Here is a 19,490-nt window from a genome sequence, read left to right as displayed (position 1 = left end):
TTTAGAACGTGAGTTAGACGAAACTAAGACTTATTAATTATTAACCCATGTTATCATAGAAGAAAATGGATAATGGGGGATTGTCAATAAATGCTTAAATCAAAGTTAGTTGTTTGGACGTTTATTATTGTGACTGGATTCTATATGCTGGTGAGTATATGGAACATTGCTGTATTTCCAGATAAAACATGGACAGATTACGCAGTACAGATTCTGATTATCGTTTTTGGAAGTATGGTGAATGGTTTAATCGCTGCATTCTTTATGTACGCCGCAGCTATGTTAGTAAAATATATTAATGGTGATAAAGCTTAAATTTGCAGACAGGGAGCTGTTACCTGTCTGCTTGTTTTAATTAAATACATAAAAAAGGGTGAGGCATGATGCCAACACCTTATTCGTCGTTCTTTAATTTATAAATTGTCATATTTAAAATAAAAAATGAAAGTAGGAATTAAATGCTAAACATCAAAATTGATGAAGAAGAAGTTAGAAAACTTTACATAGATGAATTGGAGAAACACTTAATTAAGCTCGACAATGAAAAACTGTTTTGGAATACTAAGGAACTAGAATATCAGACAAGTATGTGTATGAACACAATGCAAAAAGAGTTTTTCTTTGATAAAGATTTCCCAAAAAGAAAGATAGGGAACAAGTGGTATTATCCTGTAGCTCAAACTAAAGAATTCTTATTAAAATGGATTAATAATCAGTAAATCAATGGGGCTAATTTGAATGTGATTTTGACCACCAAATTGACCACCATTTGACCACCGATGGATAATTTAAGATGAGTGAAGATGAGGGTTCTATCTGTCAAAACGTTGATTTAATAGGGTTAAGAAACTATAAATAACATATATTAAGCAATAAATTATGTTCCGCACCCAAGTGCACCCATGGGAACGCGATCAGTATATGTCTCAGTATTAATAAAGAAAACCCCTTGGAACCAATGGTTTCAGGGGTTTTTTGTTTTTGTGGGTGTTTCTTATATTTTAAAATAAAACAGGCATCACCCACAATTCACCCACAAAAAAATGATGAAAAAATCACTCCATGATCTTGGAGATATACTCTTCATATTTATTCATTGAATCCTGTAAATTTTTTTGATGATATGAGATAAATATCAGATGTTACCCGAATGCTTCTTCACCAGGTTTTCTTTGGAAATAGTGATTTCTTTATGGTTCGATTCTTCAAATCAATATCTTTTCTTTGAAGGGCAGCAGAGAAAGAGAATCTAGGGAATTTTGAGTTGGAAAATGTAAATGATAGTTTCCTTGAAATTAAACTTCATGATGCTGAATTTTACTCAAACAGAGACGGTCAACCTATAATTTATGTAGCTACTGCAGTAAGCTTGCCTGTCCAATCAAAAAATAGCAAAGAACCCTTACTGAAGTAGGTAAGGGGTAGCTGGTTATATAATAAGTGTTGGTTTTTTATATGCTGTAGGTTGCTAAGTTGTCTAACACAGCGAAATAGAACAATATCAGAAATAAGGAAAAAGGTCACTTATTTAGGTACTATATTATAAATTTTTTCTTGAAAAATATTGAGCGACATTTAAACATCTTTGTTAGCAAAAAGCGTAAGAGCTGTTTGAATAAAGGCATCTGTTGCTTTTGATATATCTTTCATATCTAGCACTGCTATATTGATATCTCTGAACGTATCTGGTTTTAATTCACGAAAAACGACTTGGTCTGGCAGCGACCAAATATTTTTTTTAGTTGTAATGGTTATTCCTAAACCTTCTTGTATCATACTTAATCCTGTCTCTATATACTCCATTTCAAACCGAACTTTAGGAGTCAAGTTATACTTTTTAAATAAATCATGAACCTGTACCTCATAACCCCCTTTTCCCATTAGTATATCTTCACCTTGTAAGTCGGGAATACCTATTGTTTCTTTCTGATATAAAGGATGGCTTGAATGCATAAGTACAATCAGTTGATCTTTCATTAAATGTACGGTATCAAAATCTTTATCAGGAGGAATAATAATGCCAACATCAATGCATTTAGAACGTAACCACTCTTTAACTTGACCTACACTCCCTTCTGAAAGTTTGATTTCTAGGCCGGGATATTGATTCTCCATTGCACGTATGATTTTAGGAACAAATCTAGTACAAGCAGTTCGGTAGGCTCCAATGTGTAACTTCCCAATCTCTAATCCTTGTTCAGCTGCAACTAATTCATCTACTTTTTGTAATTCACTCAGAATCTTTCTGAAAATAACTAATATACGCTCCCCTACATCTGTGAAAAACAACCCATTTTTCTTATCTCTTTCAATTAACTTTGTTCCTAGTTGCGATTCAATTGTTGCTACGGCTCGACTTACCGCCGGCTGTGTCATGTGTAATTCCTCACCGGCTTTTGTAAAACTTCCTGTTTCAGAAATTTGGACAATCAGTTGAATTTGTGATCTATTCATAGCTTTTTTGATATCTCCTATATGATTAATATGCATTTTAATTGTATTGAAACTTAATGTACCATAAAAGAAAATAGAACTTCAAGATATAATCCGAGACAATAAGTGAGGTTAATTATCCCATGTATGCTTCATCATTCGCCCGAAAAAATTCCTAGTTTTTTGACCAATGACTTCAATCTTAAAAAGGAGAGAAGTATGATGAGTACTAGTGAAAAAAGAAGAGCGGGATTTTGTTCGCAATGCGTTTCAAAATGTGGAGTGATATCTGTTACAGAAAATGATCAGTTAGTAAAGGTGCTTCCGGATAAAAATCATCCGAATGGGGGAATCTGTCCAAAAGGAGCAGCAGCACCTCAAATCGTCAATCACCCTGATCGTATCCTTTTTCCTTTAAAGAGAACTAACCCAAAGGGGCAAGACCCGATATGGGAAAAAATCACATGGGAAGAAGCCATCCAAACCATCGCAGATAAACTAAAACAGATTCGTTCTGAAACAGGGGCAGAAACTGTTTCTTACACTTTTCCAACGATTGGTGCAAGCGGAAGCTTTAGCTGGGGGCCATATTTGCAGCGCTTGATGAATCTATACGGCACCCCCAACTATATTTCTCATACCAATGTCTGCCAGTGGGCAAGGGACGAGGGATCAAAATACACATATGGTGTTGGATTGCCTCAACCCGATTTTGAACATGCTAGCTTGATATTGATATGGGGACACAATCCAGCAGATACGAATCTTCAGACTTGGAAAAGGCTGATGGCAGCCAAAAAAAGAGGAAGTAAACTAGTAGTAATCGATCCACGCCGAACAACGACAGCTGCTGCGGCAGATTTATGGATTGCTCCGAATCATGGAACTGATATCGCTTTAATATTAGGGTGTCTTCAGTTTTTGATTGAGAACCATTCATATGATGAGCAATTTCTGCTCCACTGGACTAATGCTCCTTTCTTAGTGGATAAGCGAACGGGAAAATTCCTTCGCCCGGAACATCATCAGCCATATGAATTTTTAGCTCTTGATCAGAAACAGAAGCCATTTAAAATCGATACTCGGGAAGATCCCGAGACATGGTCAGAACATATTTTACTTTCAGGTGAATACGAAAATGAGAATGTTTCTTCAGAAACCGTCTTTTCTCAATTATTGAAACAAGTCTCTTCATTTACAATGGAACATGTAGAAAAAATAACGGGTATTCCAGCTGAGAAATTAACGGAACTTAAGGGTTTATTATGCCAAGAAAATCCGATCGCCTATTATTCATGGAATGGCTTAGAACAGCATGTAAATAGTTCATCAACCAATCGAGCATTATGTATCCTTTATAGTCTGACTGGTTGTTTTGATAAGCAAGGGGGGAATATTGTCCTCCCATCTTTACCAGTAAACTTAATAAAAGGTCAAGATTTATTACCACCTTCACAAGAGCAGAAGCGTCTAGGGTTAGATCAGAGACCTTTAGGTGCTCCAAAGATATCTGCTTCAGGGTATGATTTTGTTCATGCTGTATTAAACGAATCCCCGTATTCTATGAGAGGGTTATTAAGTTTTGGGGGTAATATGGTCACTCAAAACCCAGGAAGCGAGAATATGATAAAAGCCTTAAAAAAATTAGAATTTCATGTGCACGTTGATATGTTTCATAGTCCAATGACGCGGTTTGCAGATATTGTGTTACCTGCTGCACACGCATGGGAGTCCCCGAGTCTGTTGGCGGGTTTTGAGGGGAATTTACAAACGGCTCAACATATTCAATACAAACCTGCAATGTCAAAGGCTCCTGAGGAAGCTCGTCCTGATCTGCAAATAATCATGGATATAGCGTTAGAAATGGGTTATCAAGAAGAGTTTTGGAATGGAAATATTGAGGAAGCGTTTAATGACTATCTTGAACCAGTGAATGTAACATTAGACCAACTTCGATCTCATCCTGAAGGTCTGTCTGTGCCCCTAAAAATAAAATATTGTAAATATAGAGAAAAAATAAATAAAAGAGTCAAAGGCTTTTCTACCCCGACCAGAAAGCTGGAGATTTATTCCGAGTTTTTATTAGAGCATGGGTATGATCCACTGCCCCAATTTGAAAAACCATTAACTGTTCCGCATTATCAGAATCAATCTAATGATTTTCCGTTAGTTCTTTCTTCATTTAAATTAAAAGGTTTTTGTCATAGCCAGCATCGTAATATTGCTAGACTAAGGAAAATGCATCCCGATCCTTTTGTTGAAATCCATCCCCAAACAGCTCAAGTGTATAGGTTAAATGAAGGTGAATGGATTCATTTAGCCTCTCCTCATGGCAGGATGAAGGCAGTCGCTCGACTGACAGAAAGTATACCCTTGGGTACGGTATATACTCAAGCGGGCTGGTGGGATGAGTGTGATGAACTAAAATTAGCTGGATTTGATCCATTTTCAGTAGAAGGTGCAAATGTGAATCAATTAATAGGTACAGATGAGATCGACCTCATATCAGGTTCCGAACCATTAAAATCTTATCGATGCCAGATTCATAGGATATGATAAATGCTTTTCCCTAATTGAAGAATAGAGAAAGTAAGCTTAAAAAGCTGATGACTCCTAACGTTGGAGGCTTCAGCTTTTTTCATCTGCATTACATAACAGCAGCTTGCTTCTACACTGAAATTATCATATCAATTTTGTTATATATTATATGATTAATATGCATTTTATTTATGCTGTGACTTCATGTACCATTAAATAGGATTGCACATCAAGAAAAGTATCGGAGGTAACAAATATGATCAATCGTAATAGATTATTTCTATTTGCACTTATATTAGCTGCATTTAATCTTAGGCCTGGTATAACTTCAGTTAGTCCAGTTTTGCACGGAATAACAAATGAATTAGGTATGAGTTCTGCTTCGGCTAGTCTACTTACATCTATTCCTTTATTATGTTTTGGTTTTTGTTCGTTATTCGCTGGGCGTCTAGCAAATCGCTATCAATCAGAGAAAACCATCACATTCTTTATCGCTTTTATAGGTATTGTAACGTTTTCGCGTGTCTTTACAAATTCGTCAGTCTATCTATTGATAACGGCTTTATTCATTGGCGCGGGAATTGGGATTGTAAGTCCTTTACTCTCTGGTTTCATTAAAAGTCACTTTCCGGAGAAGGCAGCATCCATGATAGGCATATATTCTACTTCAATGGTAGTTGGAGCATCCATTTCTATTGGGCTAACGACACCACTTCAACACTGGCTTAATAATTCATGGAAAAACGGATTAGCATTCTGGAGTATTCTTGCTCTAATCGCTGTTCCACTTTGGCTTATGGTCATTAAACATTCTCATACACATACAGCATCACAAAAGAGAAATGCCTCCTTGCCATTAAAAAATAAAAAGGCGTGGTTATTAACCTCTTTTGTAGGGCTTGTCACTCTTATGTTTTATTGTTTTGCAGCTTGGCTGCCAGCCATCATAGAGGAAAAAGGATGGACGTCAGCATTTGGTGGTCTTGTAGGTACAATAGCTATGATTGCACAGTTGCCAGCTACTCTTTTATTGCCTAGTCTCTTGAGGGTGCTACCAAGTAGAAGACTTTGGATTACAATTTTTACCCTCAGTGTAATGACTGGCTTATTCCTTTTATGTTTTACAAACGTGACACCTATTGTTGCAAGTATATGTTTAGGGGTTGGTAGTGGTGGTCTTGTCTCACTAACTTTATTATTACCGATAGATAAGGCATCGTCCCCTATGGAAGCAAGTACTTGGTCAGCAATGACTCAAGCAATTGGATATATGATTGGTGCAGTGGGCCCATTTATAATCGGCTTTCTTCATGATTGTCTAGGAAGCTTCGTTCCGACATTATATGTTCTTATACTTTTAGGTTTCATTGTTATGTTACTGGGATGGAAAATCACGAAGCCAGCTCATGCTAAAGAAGAGGGGTTATCTGTGAAATAAATCTATTCTTGTAACTGTAAGGTTAGCTTGTACTCATATGATGTATTTATTCAGAAAGGGGGTGATAATAATGGAGAATAACTCGAATTTACAGCAAGCGGTTAAAATATATAAAGCACTCGGTGAACCAACACGATTAAAAATTACTCGTTTGCTTGTTAATGAAGCAAATTTATGTTGTTCGGATATCGGGATAAGACTTGAATCAATTGCTGGATCAACTTTATCACATCACTTAAAACAGTTAACTGATTGTGGACTTCTTAGTACTCATAAAGAGAGCACATATGTATACTACATCTTAGACCGTGAGTTGATCAGAAAGTATGCTCCATATGTGATGACGTGATTTCTCTTTTTTGTGTTTCTGCACTTACAGAGATATGCAAAAAAGGTATAGTTTCACTTTTCTCGATTATGGCTGATTTGCTTGGTATGCTATCTTCGGTTTTTTATTGGGACTTCTAAGTCTATCTATTACTAGTACTTTAGAAAAATTCACTAAAGCAATCACCTATCGTTATCATAATCGCTTTAAATTCATGGTTTGTCATTTTTTTAAAACATTAAATAAAAAACTATAAAGGTCAATCTACCCACGTGCAAGGAGTAGCTCTTTCTCATTAATTTTTTAAACGTGCGGTTAGTTTTTGAACTTAAATCTATTGTTCTAGAAATATAGAAATAAAAGGTGTGAATTATTTTGTCAAATATGTGGAAAATTTATTTATTAGCTGCCATTAGTTTTCTTAATGGTACATCAGAATATGTGATTGCAGGAATCTTAGACAAAATTGCTGAGGCCAATCACATTTCAGTTTCATCTGCAGGACAGTTAATCACTGTGTTTTCAGTAGCTTTTGGTGCAGGGACACCCTTTCTAATTGCTATGTTTGCTCGAATGGACCGAAAAAAACTTCTTGTCTATGCTTTAACCGTTTTCTCTGTCATAAATATTCTTATTGCGATGATTACAGGATATGAAATGCTAATGGCAGCTAGAATAATCTCTGCCCTTAGTGCTGGTGTTATGCAAGTCACAGTTCTAACCCTTGCAGCAGTTTTAGCAGCTCCAGGAAAGCAAGGAGGTGCGATTGCTACAGTTATTATGGGACAAAGTTCTGCTTTGGTTGCAGGTGTACCTATAGGTAGAGTTGTGGCTTCACATTATGATTGGAATGTCATATTCATTGGACTTGGTGTAGTAGGATTACTTTTCTCTGTCTTAACTTTGTTCGCTATTCCAAAAACAGTCGCTGAAGAACCCGTACCTTTGCGTGAGCAGTTTAAATTTTTTATGAAACCACGTATCGCAGCATACTTGCTTATCACTTTTCTATGGTTAGGTGCATATTCGGTTGTATTTACGTACATTTCGCCATATTTCCTAGACATTTTCGGAATGAGTAACCATGGGGTAACGACAGCTCTCTTTATATTTGGTATTGCTAGTGCTATTGGAGCCCAATTAGGAGGTTTTAGTACAGATAAGTGGGGAGCATTTCGGACATTAACTGGAGGAATGGTACTCCACGCTATTGCACTATTGTTATTCCCATTTATCGGTCAATTTGCTTTTCTTTTCTATGTATTGCTTATTTTCTGGGCGCTTGCAGCTTGGTCTTCCGGTTCGCCAATACAATTTCAGCTAATAAGTCTTGCTCCTGCTGCAGCAAGTATTGTGCTTAGTTTACACAGTGCTTTGGGACAACTTGGAATGGCAGGTGGAGCTGGTATCGGCGGTATTGCTGTAAAAAATGGTTTGTTGAATTATCTTCCTTGGATTGGGGCTTTTACCCTTGCTATTGCTGTCTTAGTCACTGTTGTTGACAACGTTCTATCTAAACGAAAAACAGTCTAAAGAAACTCAGAGCACTCTTTGTATAAAATAAAAATCTATTATCAAGTGGTTTGATTCAACTTCTACATGATGATGTCCAAACAGTCGCATCAAAAGGCAGCTCTGGAGGATAATTGGTTAAAAAACGATAAAGTGGATTAAAGTGTCAGGCTCCTTATGGTATTCTAGTAAAAGAATATTCCATAAAAGGAGTCTTTTTTATATGAAAATATTAGATGCTCCATCTTTACTATCAGCTGTTGAACAGAGGTCAAAGGCCTATCATGAGCTTCAAGAAGAAATGAAACTTGTGAAAAAAGCATTAAAAAGTGTATCGGGATTAGGTGACGAGTTTACTGGAAAAGGTGCAGATAATATCAAAGCTTTTTATAATGATCTTGCACTATACACGGACACTTATCTTGATTTTATCGATATGCAAAAGGCTTTTTTAGATGGAGTGAAAGGAAAGCTTGATGATGAATCATTAGGCGGTAGTACATTTATTGACGAGCACTTCTTAGACGCTCAATTGAAGCAAGGCATTCAGAACAATAAAGATATGGTGAAGGAACAAAAAGAAGCCCTTACGGCTATTTTTGACGATATTAGTGATTTGATTGAATTGCAGACATTTTCCAGTAAAAAAGTAGACGAGCACTTAGATGATGCGAACAAAAAAAGAAAAGATGCAATTGAGGCTATACATACATTAGATCATGCCCTAAAAACAGAATACGCAAAATCAGAAGCGATTGAGAAACATCTTGCAACTTTTTATACAAAAATGATGGCTGCTACAGGAAAAGGTAAGAACGCTCAGCCCATGTATTATGATGCAAAAGCATTTCATGAAACAGATGTGTACAAGAATCATGATAAAATTGATGCACAGGTGAAAGCTTACTTAAAAGTGAAAAAAGAAGAAAAAGAGAAACGAAGAATCAAAGAATTGAAAGAAAAGCTCAATGATCCTTCGTGTATATCAGTAGAGAAATACTTTGAGATTGTAGACGAAATTGGATATGAAAATCTTTCTTACGATCAAAAAATGTATTACAGCCAGCTGCTCCAAATCAAAGCGCAGGAAGAAGCATCAGAGGTATTTGTTGATAGTGTAAAAGGTGCTGCAGTTGGTCTATATGATGTGGCAAAAGATACAGTTGTTGGCATCTACGATCTTGTAACAGACCCTGGAGGTGTCGTTGAATCAGTCGTAACGGCTGTTTCTCACCCAATCGAAACATCGAAAGCGATTGGAAAATCAATTTCAGACTCATTCCAAAAAGAAGTCATAGATGGTGATGCGTATTCTCGGTCACACTGGTTTGCCTATGCGACTGGTTCTTTAGCAGAAATCGTCTTTGGCTCTAAAGGGGCAGGAGCCATTACAAAAACAGGGACAACAGCGGCCAAAACTACAGTGAAGAAAGGGCTTGAACAAGGAGCAAAATCAATAGAAAGAGTCTCTATACCTAGCCTATTGCCATATTCACCAAAGTTTCAAATGGCTGGTGGCCCGAAGTTGCCATATAACGTGTTTGACGGAGAAAATCTCAAAAATAAACTCCTCTCCATGGCGAAGCGTCTAGACAACAATTCAGGATACGGAATCTCTAAGACAGGCAGACGATTACCAGCACCAAAATCACCGCCAACCGTTGTCAGTTACGGAGACCACTATGTGAGGTGGAAACGTAAAAAAGTATTAAAACCAAATGTCGTTTATTCAACAAAGCAAGGGTACACCTACACAACCGACCACTACGGAAGGATTGTCAAAGTCGAAGCAAGTGATTTAAAATACGGAGAGATCAAAAGAAACCAATACGCTCAATCCAATTCAGGAAAGCCTGACAGATTACTAGATGATGATGGTGGGCATTTAATTGCTTCAATTTTTAAAGGATCTGGAGATATTGATAATCTTGTGCCGATGAATGGGAATTTAAACAAAGGTGAGTGGAAAAAGCTTGAAAATACTTGGGCTGATGCTCTTCAAAATGGTGATGAAGTTAAAGTGAAGATTACACCTAACTATAAAGCGGATTCTCTACGCCCAGAAACTTTTGATATTAAATATAAAATCGGTGATGATGAATGGGAAATCAAAAGGTTCGACAATGTGTATGGAGGTAAAAAGTAATGAATGAAGAAAAAATAGAACATTTATATAAAGAGATAGTTGATGTTGTAGTGGGAACAATACCAATTGAATGGGGAAAGGTGTATTTATATGGTGAGGTAGTTGAAGGTTCTCAAACTGTTTACTTTTATTTTTCATCTAAAGAAAATGAGGGTAAACTGGTATATAGTCATGAGATCACTGAACTTTTTGAAGTGAGTGAACATGAATACAAAGAAAGATGGCATCAATTAGTTGACTGTATCCAAGAACTTAAGAGAGAGTTTGAACAAAATGGTCAAGAACCTTGGACAAACTTCACAATGATATTTGATGAAACGGGGCATTTTAATATAGAATTTAATTATGATGACCTTTTGAATACAAACCCTCATGAAAGAAAAACTATTTGGAAATATAATCATCTAGGTATTATACCTAAAAGTAATTCTGGTAAAAAACATTTAGAAAAATACTTCTCTACATTGGAGTAACTTTTAGAGATGTTATAAAATTCGTTTTGATAGATTAAAGAAATAAAGACTAGAGAACATATTGAGAGCATCATTCCAAGCAGAAATGGTGCTCTTATTCAATAATGCCCCCTATTAATCAATAACAAAACAGACACACTTAGCAACAAAATAAAAATCAATACATATGGAATCAACTGTGTATTGATTAGCATGTCAAAGAAACCGATTCACGAAAGCAAAAATATCGAAAAACACAATATTCTTTTCTAATTAAATCTTTCTTTTCACTTTATCGAAACCAATAAACCGTCACTTCACAATCACCCAATACCTCTTCAATCATGTCTTCCACAATCGTCCAATCGCCGCCCGCCAGTCCGCAGCCTATCCCGTAAGGAATGGCGATGGAAGTTCGGTTTTTCTCTTCATGTGAATGGGTTACTGTGTCTTTTAGGCTTTGTAAGCAGCTGCGTAGGGCGTCGTAATCAGTTTGCATTCTTTTTCTTCCGTATCCAGTTTGAGCAAATAAGTTGGCAATTGTTTTTCCGTCATTAGTTGTGATGAGTTGAACGGAGCTTAACAAGTCATCTCCTTGTTCTGTACATAATTGTTTATACTCTTTGTATATTGGGGTATTTGCTTTTGATTTGTTTGGCTAATCCAGCGCCCATGACCCCTTTACAGTTCACCTGGTGACAGATGATGTCTTCACTTGCCTCTAAAATGTTACCATCCACTGTTTTGATCATATCAAGTAACCCCTTTTTAATAAAATAAATAGAAACTTATGTTCTATTTTATCAGTTTTGATCAAATTATTTAATAGCAAAAATGCTTTTTATGAGTTTCGTTTATTTGAAGACACTTCACAACAACTTGATTGTCAAAGCTGGTGCATGTCATCTAAAATATGGAGAGACTAGAAAACACGAAATGATGCAAAGAGGAGTCATTTATGAATCAATTAGAAATGAATCGTTTAATTCTTAGACCGTTTTGTGATGAAGATGCGGCAGGGATGCTGGAGTACTTGTCTAATCCAAGAGTAAATTGTTTTCTTAGTGATCGAATTTTTTCATTAGAAGAAGCTGTGGCTAAAGTGCAAAAGAGAAAAGAAGATCATTCATATGTAGCGGTTTGTTTAAAAGAAAGTCAACAAATTATCGGTGAGTTGTTTCATTTAAAAGAGGAGCCTGATACGTATTCAATCGGCTGGAATTTCAATGCAGCATATGAAGGAAAGGGGTATGCACGTGAGAGTGCTGAAGCATTCTTGACCTATTTATTTGTAGAAAAGGGAGCAAGGCGGCTTTATGCCTATGTAGAAGATGATAATGTCCGTTCACAGGCATTATGTGAGCGATTAGGCATGCGGAAAGAAGGCCTTTTTCTTGAGTTTATTTCATTTACTACTTATGAGGACGGCACCCCTAAATATGAAAACACGTATCAATATGCTTTGCTAAAAAAGGAATGGGAGCAGCATCACTCTCTATAGAGCACTCAGTGAATGATGTGCAGGTGACAGCAAAGTGACAAACATGTCATATGATTCCATGGTTTGTTCGTTCGATCGATGGAGCGGTCATCTCATTTCAATTATCCTTGTCATAAATCGAGGAAAAAGGGATGAAATGAGATGCAGGGATATAATGAAGATTTATTTAGGTGGGTGAATCAGCTCAGTATCGATCATGGTTACTTGAATCCGTTATTCATTGGACTAGCTGAATATACAGTGCTGTTAGCAGCGCTCATGTGTCTGTTCATATGGTTTCAAAATCGGAGCAGAACCAATAGGCGGGTGGTCGTATCTGCCGGATTTACTTTCATATTGGCAGAGTTAATTGGCAAAATTGCAGGAATTTTTTATTCCAACCAGCAGCCCTTTGCCGAAATGAGTCATGTCAATCTTTTGATTCAAAAGGAAGTAAATAACTCTTTTCCGAGTGATCATACCATCTTTATTTTTTCTGTTTGTCTGATCTTTTGGCTTTTTCACAAACGCCATGTTTATTGGCTGATCATTGCGTGCGCCGTTGGTTTTTCAAGGATTTGGGTAGGTGTCCATTATCCATTTGATGTCTTAGCAGGTGCTGTCATAGCGTGTTTAACAGCGGTCGCTGTTGTATATTTGCCGATATGCCAAAGGAGCGTTAATACCATTTTGTCATGTTATGAGTGGCTTGAGCAGAAAGTTGTAAGGAAGAGAACAAAATAACATGTTGCAGCAAAATACCCCGATCTGTTAATGGCTCAGATCGGGGTGCTTTTTATTTTCGCCAAAACGTTGAACAATCCGCTTTGTCTTCGATATTAAATTCGATGATTTTTTTTAGGAGAGGATAATCAACTGGCAAGCTTTCCTTCATGCGAAACATCTTTTTTCCATGATCGTAACCTGCTTGTACAATGTCAGCTGAAAAGTGATCGATTCCTTTACCTTCTGGTGCGACAGAAATGTGATGTTTTGCTACGCTAAACCCAATAATAAATGTGCCGTGGTCTGTGAACATGGGCTGATTCCAAGCAATTCTTGGCTCTAATTGAGGGAATGTGTCTAAAATCCATTGTAAAATGTCTTGTGTGCGCTGCTTCAGCTTTGGATTACCGATATTGCTTACATATTCTTCAAACACATGCATGATGTTTTATCCTCCAATTCCATCGACCTCATACGTCTCAGACGGGATTCGAACCCGGTAAGCATAGGTTAGGGGCAACACGCTTCCCTACGGAATTTCACCTGTCTCAGTGTGCTTTTTGATGCTTCTGAAACCCTTACCTTGCGGCCCGCCAGCTATAATTCGTTTTACAGTGCTCTAGCCTTCTAGAGCTGCTGAGGCGCGGAAGTTATTAATCTTATTATATATAGTAAAATGTTAATAGGGTTATTGTAAAGAAAAACCTATGTATAAAGAGATTAGGGAGATTAAACCAAAATATGCTCCATTATTAACTATTACAAGGTATATAATGAAATCGGTATGAGTGAAAGATTGTATACACGTTTAAAAGCAAAGACTTTCCTAGACCTGGATTATGCTCTCAATGAGGTTTAATTTAAAGCACCCGTTTAGAGGAGTTTGACTTTGAAGTAAAAAACGACCCCAAAATTGGAAGTCGTTTTGTAAATATTTTTATTTTGAAACAAAGCATTTTCCGTTAGATAATACTTCGCATTTTACAAGGAAATAACTGTTACTACTTGTCCAAACTTGAGTGTAACTTACCCCATTTTGTTTAATTAATACGTAATCCCACTGATCAGGATAAGCATCTCTGACCCACTCTAACGGAGCAGCACTTGCAGTATTCATAGAAAATAACATTGTTGCAGAAAAGGCGATAGATAATACAGCTTTTTTTAATGTTGATTTTTTCAAACAAAACAACTCCTTAATTTGAATTAACCTATTATTTGTAAATAGGTTAATTCAATAGTATCAAAGAGAAAAAGCATTTTGTGTCGAATTTTGTAAAAAATGCCTTAAATTTACCTATTTATATAAGGTGATAATTTTCACAATGTATGAATAAATCTTTTAACACTTTTAAAGGTGTATTGATTTGTTTTTTTATTTGCGTATAACTGGCGTCGTTTTTGGCGGAGCATGACGTAATATCGTATTATGCGATAGATTAATTGAACAGCTTTTAAAAGTGACTTTTCGTTCGGTAAATTTTGCGATTAGTTCCATGGGTTCTCTTTCTGCCGCAGATCTTTACGCGAATCGCACAAAATAGTCAAAGGCACATATGATAAAAGACCATATGGATTTGTATACAGCATTGAATTGGGCTGATAGAAGGTGACAAACCTGTTGATGAGTAAACTGAAAGAGATAAACTATCAAACAAAAATGAAGGCGTTACTCACAAGCGTTCAAGGACAAAAAGCCCAAAAAAAGGGCTTTTTTCATTTCATCACGAGATGATTGGGTACTTTAAAACCGAAAAAAGGTGAAATATTTACGCAAACATCATTGACTAGAAGAAAGAAACGCATTTTCAATGGAAACGGTTATTGAAGATTCAAGTGATTCATATTAAAATGATCTCAAATGGACTAATTAGCAATTGCTAATAGAAGTTCCATATTTAGTGAAATCATGTGATGCAGCTGAAAGTGATTGGGGGTGTAGAATGAGCAAGATTCCTGTTGCGGAATTGGCATCATTATTAAATGACTGGAACATGGAAATCAAAAAAGATCATGCAGATGAGGCAGAACGGTTATTTGCTAAAGCGAAACAAGCGGTAGAGGAAATTGACGATGCGGACATCCTTATGTACTATTCTCTTCTTGAGAAGAGGCATCACATTCTCATGTACAATTTAAGAGGGCAAAAGGGCAGTGTTTCAACGAGAAGTATAGAAGGTCATCACGGGAAAAAAGAGGATGACTTGTCTAACCGACTTGCCTACTATTTTGATTTTTATGAGGGTGTGTATGAGCAGCATCAAGGAAATTACGAGGTTGCATTGCAAATGTATCAAAGTGCTGAAAAGCTCTTAGATAAAATTCCAAGTGAGATCGAACGTGCTGATTTCGATTTTAAGGTGGCCTGGCTTTACTACCGGCTTAGTCATATCATGCTCTCATTAAGCTATATCCGCAGAGCACTTCACGTCTATAAACGGCACAAGCATTATGAAAGAAGAACGGCACTTTCATACTCTCTCATTGCGGCGAATCAAACAGAGATCGGCCGGTATGAAGAGGCGCTTGAAAATTATCGCCTGGCGGAAGAGGTTTTGACAAGCGAGCAGGATGACTTTATGCTGGCTCAGCTCCATCACAATGTAGCCATTTTATATTCATTTTGGAACAAACCGAAAGAATCAATACGTCATCTTGAAAAAGCACTGTCCCATCAAGAATATTATGAGTCGGATTTCTTTTTCCATTCTACGTATCTGATCAGCCGGGAACTCTGTGTGATTGGTGAAAAGCAGCGTGCAAGCCAATATATAGAGGCTGCGTATGCCAGAATAAAAGATGCTTCTCATGAAGTGTTTCAGCTGAAAATAGGCATCGTCCATGACCTTTACTTAACGAATGCACCACAAAGATTTCAGCAAATTGATGAGAAATTAAGAAAGTTAGAAGAGAAGCATGAATATCATGAAGTAAAAGAGCTTTCACATTTTGCTGCTAAGTATTGTGAAAAGCAAGCACTTTATGAGCAGTCTGTTTTTTACTTGAACAAAAGTTTAGAAGCGGATTTACATATGAAAAGAATGGGGTTGATTTAAGATGAAAACAGGTTTAAAAGTATTATTCGTTGTAGGTTTAGCGATCGCTGCGTCAGTTCTGACTCAAAACGTTGCGGGTTCTTTCGAAGTAGCAGAAAAAATCATTGGTGGTTAATCCACCATTTATCTCTCGCCCTTGTTGATCATCGTCAGCAAGGGTTTTTTGTATGTTGTTAATAGGCTCTTCTTATTAAACGCTACAAGAACGTTTAATAAGAAGAATTCGCAACAAAGGGGGTGTGCAAATTTGTTACCTGCCCCATTATTCTAAATAAACATAGGGCAGCGCAACAAGTTAAAAAGGTCACCTTTCTTTGCTTAATTTAATTTTTTGCAGGACTTTTCATTCACATTTTATCAAATTGGTCTATTGTACATAGAAGTAAAAGAAAAAGTCGGAACACCGCTCCATTTGTCATGCATATGATGTGATGAGTTGTTAGACGAAAGCAGGTGATTGTATGTATCCACGAGTTTATGGAGGTTTTCATGGAGGCGGTTTTAGCGGTGGGGGAGCACATATCGGATCGGTTGGTTCTCATATCGGCTTTGGCGGGTATTATGTGAGCCCTGGTGTGTTTTCTGGTTTAGGCGGTTTCCCTGGATACGGTGGATTCGGGACATTTTCTGGATATCCGTATGGCTCCACGTTCATTATGGGGCGTCCTCCTGGTTTTTATGTGAGAAGTTATGAGTGAACGTTGAAATAGCCATCTAACGATTGGCTATTTCAATTGGTGAAAATGCTTCAATGCAGCAGTGATCACAATCACCCCAAGGATAGAGATAGGCAGCCAAATGATGATAAACGGATCGTACGCATCTGTGTATGCCGCTAAAGCGGCACCTAGGCAGTAAAAGACAATAGAGCCTATTCGCATGAAACTGACATGCTGAATAGGAGCTTTTCTTTTTTCCCGGTGTGAAATGCGCTGAGCCAAATCTTCAAATAGGTTAGCGAGTGTACTCGTTAGAACCGTTGTGGAAATGCCAGCCACATTTAATTTGCGGGCGGCCGCTGTCTGGAGACCCATGGCCATACTTAAAAGGATAATCAGCATAAAATAAGCACCTTGTGTATAAGGGAATATGGTCATGAGAGCAAATAGAAGTAGTATCATGACTTCTATGATAAAGATACGTGTAACGGCTTTTGGCCAAAATGCTTTCTCATGCTTTCCGCCTATCACAACAGCAAGTAAAACCCCTAGAACGAATCCACTCAGTGCAGTGATGGAATGAAGGGCTGTTAGCTGCAAGGAGCTTCCTGCTGCAATGCCAAGCAGCACAATATTACCTGTCATATTGGCTGTAAACACATGCCCTAGGCTCAAATAGCCAATCACATCCACAATTCCTGCGGAAAGGCACAAGAAGATTAGTGCTATATTTCGAAATGAATGTGCGGTCAAAATGGTCATCCCTTTCTTACTCTCTAATGAATAAGTGTAACGCTTAATGACCGCGTATGTCCATCTTATGTGCCGGTATGATGTCTTCAAGCCGATGTAAGACTTGTCTGAAAGTGTCATCATTTACAAGATGCCTCATACGGCGGAATGGATCTCCTTTTTCCTTTAGACGCTCTATAACAGCTGGCATGGTAAACAAAGAAGGATGAAGGCCATCGTGATGGAGTTCGTCCCATTCAAGCGGTGTCGCTACAAGTCCAAGCTCATTTCCTCTTGGTGAATAGGGCGCGATGATTGTTTTTCCAGCATCGTGCTGAATATAGTCTAAATACAAGCGATTGCCGCGTTTTTTCTTAAGACGTTCTAAAGTAAATAGCTCAGGAGCTTGTTCACATAAAAATTGGCATATAAACGCGGTGAATGATCTCGTTTCTTCGTATGTGAAGGCATTTTTCTTTAATGGAATATACACTTGCAGTCCTTTACCGCCGCTTGTTTTAATAAAGGCTGTAAGAAAGAGCCCGTCTAAAAGCGCTTTGATTCGCTTGGCAGCCTCTATGGCTAGATGAAACTCGTTAACAGATGGCGGGTCTAAATCAAAGACGATTTCGGTCGGCCGGTCCGTATCCCTTGTTTCAAAAGGAATATGAAATTCCATCGCAAGCTGGTTACCGAGCCAAAGAAGCGTCTGAGGGTCATTACAGATCGTGTAAGCAATATCATCAACTTGATCGGTCAACACAAAATCTGGTGCATAATCAGGTGTCGACTTTTGATAAAAGAATTCATCCCCAGCGCCATGGGGGAACCGAATTAAAGTAAGTCGTCTTTCACGTAAAAAGGGCAAGAGATAGGGAGCCGCTTGTCTCAAATAAAGTAAGTAATCTGCCTTGTTCAGATGAAGAGCCGGCACAATCGGTTTTTCAGGATGAGTGACCTCAATCACGGCAGGGAGCGGATACAGCTGTTTGAGCATTTGCTGAAACGTACATGCTGCTGGGTCAGTATCTAGTAAAAAGGAAGAAAAACGCGGCTCTCTTAAGGCGGATCCATCAAAGGATATACAAGCAATGCTGGCGACGATAGAAGGAGGGATTTCATATCCTGATGCTCCTTTTAGCTGGCCTTTTGTTTGAAAGAGTGTACGCAGCGTTTGTTCTTCTTCTTTAGAAAACCCATGCTTGAATTGGACAACCTCGGTGAGATGATGATCTTGATAAATACAGCCTTGGAAATAGCCATTTTCTTTATCAAAACGAGTCACAATGACAGAGACATAGCGCCAGTTTTTGACTTTCAGCCATTCTTTTGACCGGGTATTGTCGTGCCATTTACTCGTCTTTTTTTTCGCAACGAGTCCTTCTGCTAAATACGTCGTCATCAGCTTTTTCATATATTCATGATTTGTGTCTGTATGAATAAGTTGAAGAAGGGAAGGGTGCTCCAGCTGAACAGTTGGCGGAAGTTTTGCTTCTTGGAAAACTTGCTGTAACTGTTTTTTCCTATCCATCAACGGTAAATCAACAAGGGATCTCCCTGTGCATCTTAATAGATCAAATGCAATCAAATGACATGGAAACCGCTCAGCCTGCAGCTTAATAGCCTCTTTGTTTTTCAGCCTGCCTCTTTGCTGAACCCTCGCAAAATCGCTTTGCTGTTCATCCAGTAAAAAGACCAATTCCCCATCAAACGTAAGTGGTAAAAAAGGAGCAAACTGGTCCCTTAATTGTTCGCACTGTTCAATAACCTCAGGAAACTGTTCGTTTAATCGTTTTCCGGATCTACTTTCTAAATGAATCTCGTTTTCCTCCCACATCAGGATGGTCCGAAAGCCATCATATTTTAATTCATACACCCAGTCTGAACCGGTAGGAATATCATGTGCCGCCGTTAATCGCATAGGTTTCATTGTCATGTCACTTCCTCATATGATGTGTTCTTAGAGTGGGATGAAATTTTCATTCGCATA

At 37.7% G+C, this 19,490-nt stretch carries 19 protein-coding genes; 12 read left to right on the top strand and 7 right to left on the bottom strand.

Annotated features, from left to right (window positions below; translation table 11 throughout):
* Positions 1 to 90 precede the first annotated feature (90 nt).
* Positions 91 to 315, top strand: a complete 225-nt coding sequence (locus C6Y03_RS00930; RefSeq protein WP_106038683.1) for a hypothetical protein — start codon at positions 91 to 93, stop codon at positions 313 to 315.
* 143 nt (positions 316 to 458) lie between these two features.
* Positions 459 to 719: a group-specific protein gene (locus C6Y03_RS00925; RefSeq protein WP_106038682.1), complete on the top strand. Its 261-nt coding sequence runs from the start codon at positions 459 to 461 to the stop codon at positions 717 to 719.
* An 856-nt stretch (positions 720 to 1,575) separates the two neighbouring features.
* Here C6Y03_RS00925 and C6Y03_RS00920 read toward each other — a convergent pair.
* Positions 1,576 to 2,454, bottom strand: a complete 879-nt coding sequence (locus C6Y03_RS00920; RefSeq protein ID WP_189293825.1) for a LysR family transcriptional regulator — start codon at positions 2,452 to 2,454, stop codon at positions 1,576 to 1,578.
* Positions 2,455 to 2,655: 201 nt separating this feature from the next.
* On the opposite strand from C6Y03_RS00920, the gene C6Y03_RS00915 reads away from it, so the two are divergent.
* From C6Y03_RS00915 to C6Y03_RS00890, 6 genes are all read left to right on the top strand, one after another.
* A complete protein-coding gene (locus C6Y03_RS00915) occupies positions 2,656 to 4,989 on the top strand; it encodes a molybdopterin-containing oxidoreductase family protein (RefSeq protein ID WP_189318303.1) in 2,334 nt (777 codons plus the stop codon).
* A gap of 238 nt (positions 4,990 to 5,227) precedes the next feature.
* Complete coding sequence (locus C6Y03_RS00910; RefSeq protein ID WP_106038679.1) at positions 5,228 to 6,409, top strand: MFS transporter; 1,182 nt, start codon at positions 5,228 to 5,230, stop codon at positions 6,407 to 6,409.
* 70 nt (positions 6,410 to 6,479) lie between these two features.
* On the top strand, positions 6,480 to 6,758 hold the full coding sequence (locus tag C6Y03_RS00905) for an ArsR/SmtB family transcription factor (protein WP_189293827.1): 279 nt from the start codon (positions 6,480 to 6,482) through the stop codon (positions 6,756 to 6,758).
* Between the two features lie 363 nt (positions 6,759 to 7,121).
* Entirely contained in the window at positions 7,122 to 8,270 is a 1,149-nt protein-coding gene (locus tag C6Y03_RS00900) for an MFS transporter (protein WP_223253266.1), read from the top strand.
* A 202-nt stretch (positions 8,271 to 8,472) separates the two neighbouring features.
* Complete coding sequence (locus C6Y03_RS00895; protein ID WP_106038677.1) at positions 8,473 to 10,395, top strand: T7SS effector LXG polymorphic toxin; 1,923 nt, start codon at positions 8,473 to 8,475, stop codon at positions 10,393 to 10,395.
* Entirely contained in the window at positions 10,395 to 10,868 is a 474-nt protein-coding gene (locus tag C6Y03_RS00890; protein WP_060596377.1) for an antitoxin YezG family protein, read from the top strand. Before C6Y03_RS00895 ends, C6Y03_RS00890 begins: the two co-directional genes overlap by 1 nt.
* A 271-nt stretch (positions 10,869 to 11,139) precedes the next feature.
* Here the strand turns inward: C6Y03_RS00890 and C6Y03_RS19555 are convergent, their stop codons facing one another.
* Entirely contained in the window at positions 11,140 to 11,433 is a 294-nt protein-coding gene (locus C6Y03_RS19555; protein WP_223260710.1) for a macro domain-containing protein, read from the bottom strand.
* Positions 11,434 to 11,461: 28 nt separating this feature from the next.
* A complete protein-coding gene (locus C6Y03_RS19550; protein WP_223260709.1) occupies positions 11,462 to 11,599 on the bottom strand; it encodes a macro domain-containing protein in 138 nt (45 codons plus the stop codon).
* Positions 11,600 to 11,805: 206 nt separating this feature from the next.
* Here C6Y03_RS19550 and C6Y03_RS00880 point away from each other — a divergent pair, with 206 nt between their 5' ends.
* Both C6Y03_RS00880 and C6Y03_RS00875 read left to right on the top strand, forming a co-directional pair.
* Positions 11,806 to 12,348: a GNAT family N-acetyltransferase gene (locus C6Y03_RS00880; RefSeq protein WP_106038676.1), complete on the top strand. Its 543-nt coding sequence runs from the start codon at positions 11,806 to 11,808 to the stop codon at positions 12,346 to 12,348.
* Between the two features lie 141 nt (positions 12,349 to 12,489).
* The gene (locus C6Y03_RS00875) at positions 12,490 to 13,071 is read left to right on the top strand and encodes an undecaprenyl-diphosphatase (RefSeq protein ID WP_066030866.1); all 582 of its coding nucleotides are present in this window, start codon (positions 12,490 to 12,492) and stop codon (positions 13,069 to 13,071) included.
* Between the two features lie 52 nt (positions 13,072 to 13,123).
* Here C6Y03_RS00875 and C6Y03_RS00870 read toward each other — a convergent pair whose 3' ends face one another.
* Positions 13,124 to 13,495 carry an iron chaperone gene (locus C6Y03_RS00870; RefSeq protein ID WP_034660752.1) on the bottom strand — a complete coding sequence of 124 codons (372 nt, stop codon included), beginning with the start codon at positions 13,493 to 13,495 and terminating at the stop codon, positions 13,124 to 13,126.
* Between the two features lie 495 nt (positions 13,496 to 13,990).
* Complete coding sequence (locus C6Y03_RS00860) at positions 13,991 to 14,236, bottom strand: hypothetical protein (RefSeq protein ID WP_034660753.1); 246 nt, start codon at positions 14,234 to 14,236, stop codon at positions 13,991 to 13,993.
* Positions 14,237 to 14,996: 760 nt separating this feature from the next.
* Between C6Y03_RS00860 and C6Y03_RS00855 the strand changes: the two genes are divergently transcribed.
* Both C6Y03_RS00855 and C6Y03_RS00850 read left to right on the top strand, forming a co-directional pair.
* Positions 14,997 to 16,109, top strand: coding sequence for a response regulator aspartate phosphatase (locus tag C6Y03_RS00855; RefSeq protein WP_106038675.1), 1,113 nt, complete (start codon positions 14,997 to 14,999; stop codon positions 16,107 to 16,109).
* A 461-nt stretch (positions 16,110 to 16,570) separates the two neighbouring features.
* A complete protein-coding gene (locus tag C6Y03_RS00850) occupies positions 16,571 to 16,807 on the top strand; it encodes a hypothetical protein (RefSeq protein WP_060596409.1) in 237 nt (78 codons plus the stop codon).
* A gap of 27 nt (positions 16,808 to 16,834) precedes the next feature.
* Here the strand turns inward: C6Y03_RS00850 and C6Y03_RS00845 are convergent, their stop codons facing one another.
* Both C6Y03_RS00845 and C6Y03_RS00840 read right to left on the bottom strand, forming a co-directional pair.
* Positions 16,835 to 17,530, bottom strand: coding sequence for a YoaK family protein (locus C6Y03_RS00845; RefSeq protein WP_066030865.1), 696 nt, complete (start codon positions 17,528 to 17,530; stop codon positions 16,835 to 16,837).
* Positions 17,531 to 17,564: 34 nt separating this feature from the next.
* Positions 17,565 to 19,430, bottom strand: a complete 1,866-nt coding sequence (locus C6Y03_RS00840; protein WP_106038836.1) for a DNA ligase D — start codon at positions 19,428 to 19,430, stop codon at positions 17,565 to 17,567.
* Between the last annotated feature and the right edge of the window lie 60 nt (positions 19,431 to 19,490).

Source organism: Bacillus sp. LNXM65, from assembly GCF_002998575.1.
GTDB lineage: Bacteria > Bacillota > Bacilli > Bacillales > Bacillaceae > Bacillus.
This window is presented reverse-complemented; position numbering and strand designations above follow the sequence as displayed.

Excerpts from the sequence above, each read along its gene's own strand:
- C6Y03_RS00915 (WP_189318303.1), top strand. The coding sequence starts at position 2,656 with ATGAGTACTAGTGAAAAAAGAAGAGCGGGATTTTGTTCGCAATGCGTT.
- C6Y03_RS00905 (WP_189293827.1), top strand. The coding sequence starts at position 6,480 with ATGGAGAATAACTCGAATTTACAGCAAGCGGTTAAAATATATAAAGCA.
- C6Y03_RS00900 (WP_223253266.1), top strand. The coding sequence starts at position 7,122 with ATGTGGAAAATTTATTTATTAGCTGCCATTAGTTTTCTTAATGGTACA.
- C6Y03_RS00875 (WP_066030866.1), top strand. The coding sequence starts at position 12,490 with ATGCAGGGATATAATGAAGATTTATTTAGGTGGGTGAATCAGCTCAGT.
- C6Y03_RS00855 (WP_106038675.1), top strand. The coding sequence starts at position 14,997 with ATGAGCAAGATTCCTGTTGCGGAATTGGCATCATTATTAAATGACTGG.
- C6Y03_RS00910 (WP_106038679.1), top strand. The coding sequence starts at position 5,228 with ATGATCAATCGTAATAGATTATTTCTATTTGCACTTATATTAGCTGCA.
- C6Y03_RS00845 (WP_066030865.1), bottom strand. The coding sequence starts at position 17,530 with ATGACCATTTTGACCGCACATTCATTTCGAAATATAGCACTAATCTTC.
- C6Y03_RS00880 (WP_106038676.1), top strand. The coding sequence starts at position 11,806 with ATGAATCAATTAGAAATGAATCGTTTAATTCTTAGACCGTTTTGTGAT.
- C6Y03_RS00895 (WP_106038677.1), top strand. The coding sequence starts at position 8,473 with ATGAAAATATTAGATGCTCCATCTTTACTATCAGCTGTTGAACAGAGG.
- C6Y03_RS00920 (WP_189293825.1), bottom strand. The coding sequence starts at position 2,454 with ATGAATAGATCACAAATTCAACTGATTGTCCAAATTTCTGAAACAGGA.
- C6Y03_RS00850 (WP_060596409.1), top strand. The coding sequence starts at position 16,571 with ATGTATCCACGAGTTTATGGAGGTTTTCATGGAGGCGGTTTTAGCGGT.
- C6Y03_RS00925 (WP_106038682.1), top strand. The coding sequence starts at position 459 with ATGCTAAACATCAAAATTGATGAAGAAGAAGTTAGAAAACTTTACATA.
- C6Y03_RS00870 (WP_034660752.1), bottom strand. The coding sequence starts at position 13,495 with ATGCATGTGTTTGAAGAATATGTAAGCAATATCGGTAATCCAAAGCTG.
- C6Y03_RS00840 (WP_106038836.1), bottom strand. The coding sequence starts at position 19,430 with ATGAAACCTATGCGATTAACGGCGGCACATGATATTCCTACCGGTTCA.
- C6Y03_RS00930 (WP_106038683.1), top strand. The coding sequence starts at position 91 with ATGCTTAAATCAAAGTTAGTTGTTTGGACGTTTATTATTGTGACTGGA.
- C6Y03_RS19550 (WP_223260709.1), bottom strand. The coding sequence starts at position 11,599 with ATGATCAAAACAGTGGATGGTAACATTTTAGAGGCAAGTGAAGACATC.
- C6Y03_RS00890 (WP_060596377.1), top strand. The coding sequence starts at position 10,395 with ATGAATGAAGAAAAAATAGAACATTTATATAAAGAGATAGTTGATGTT.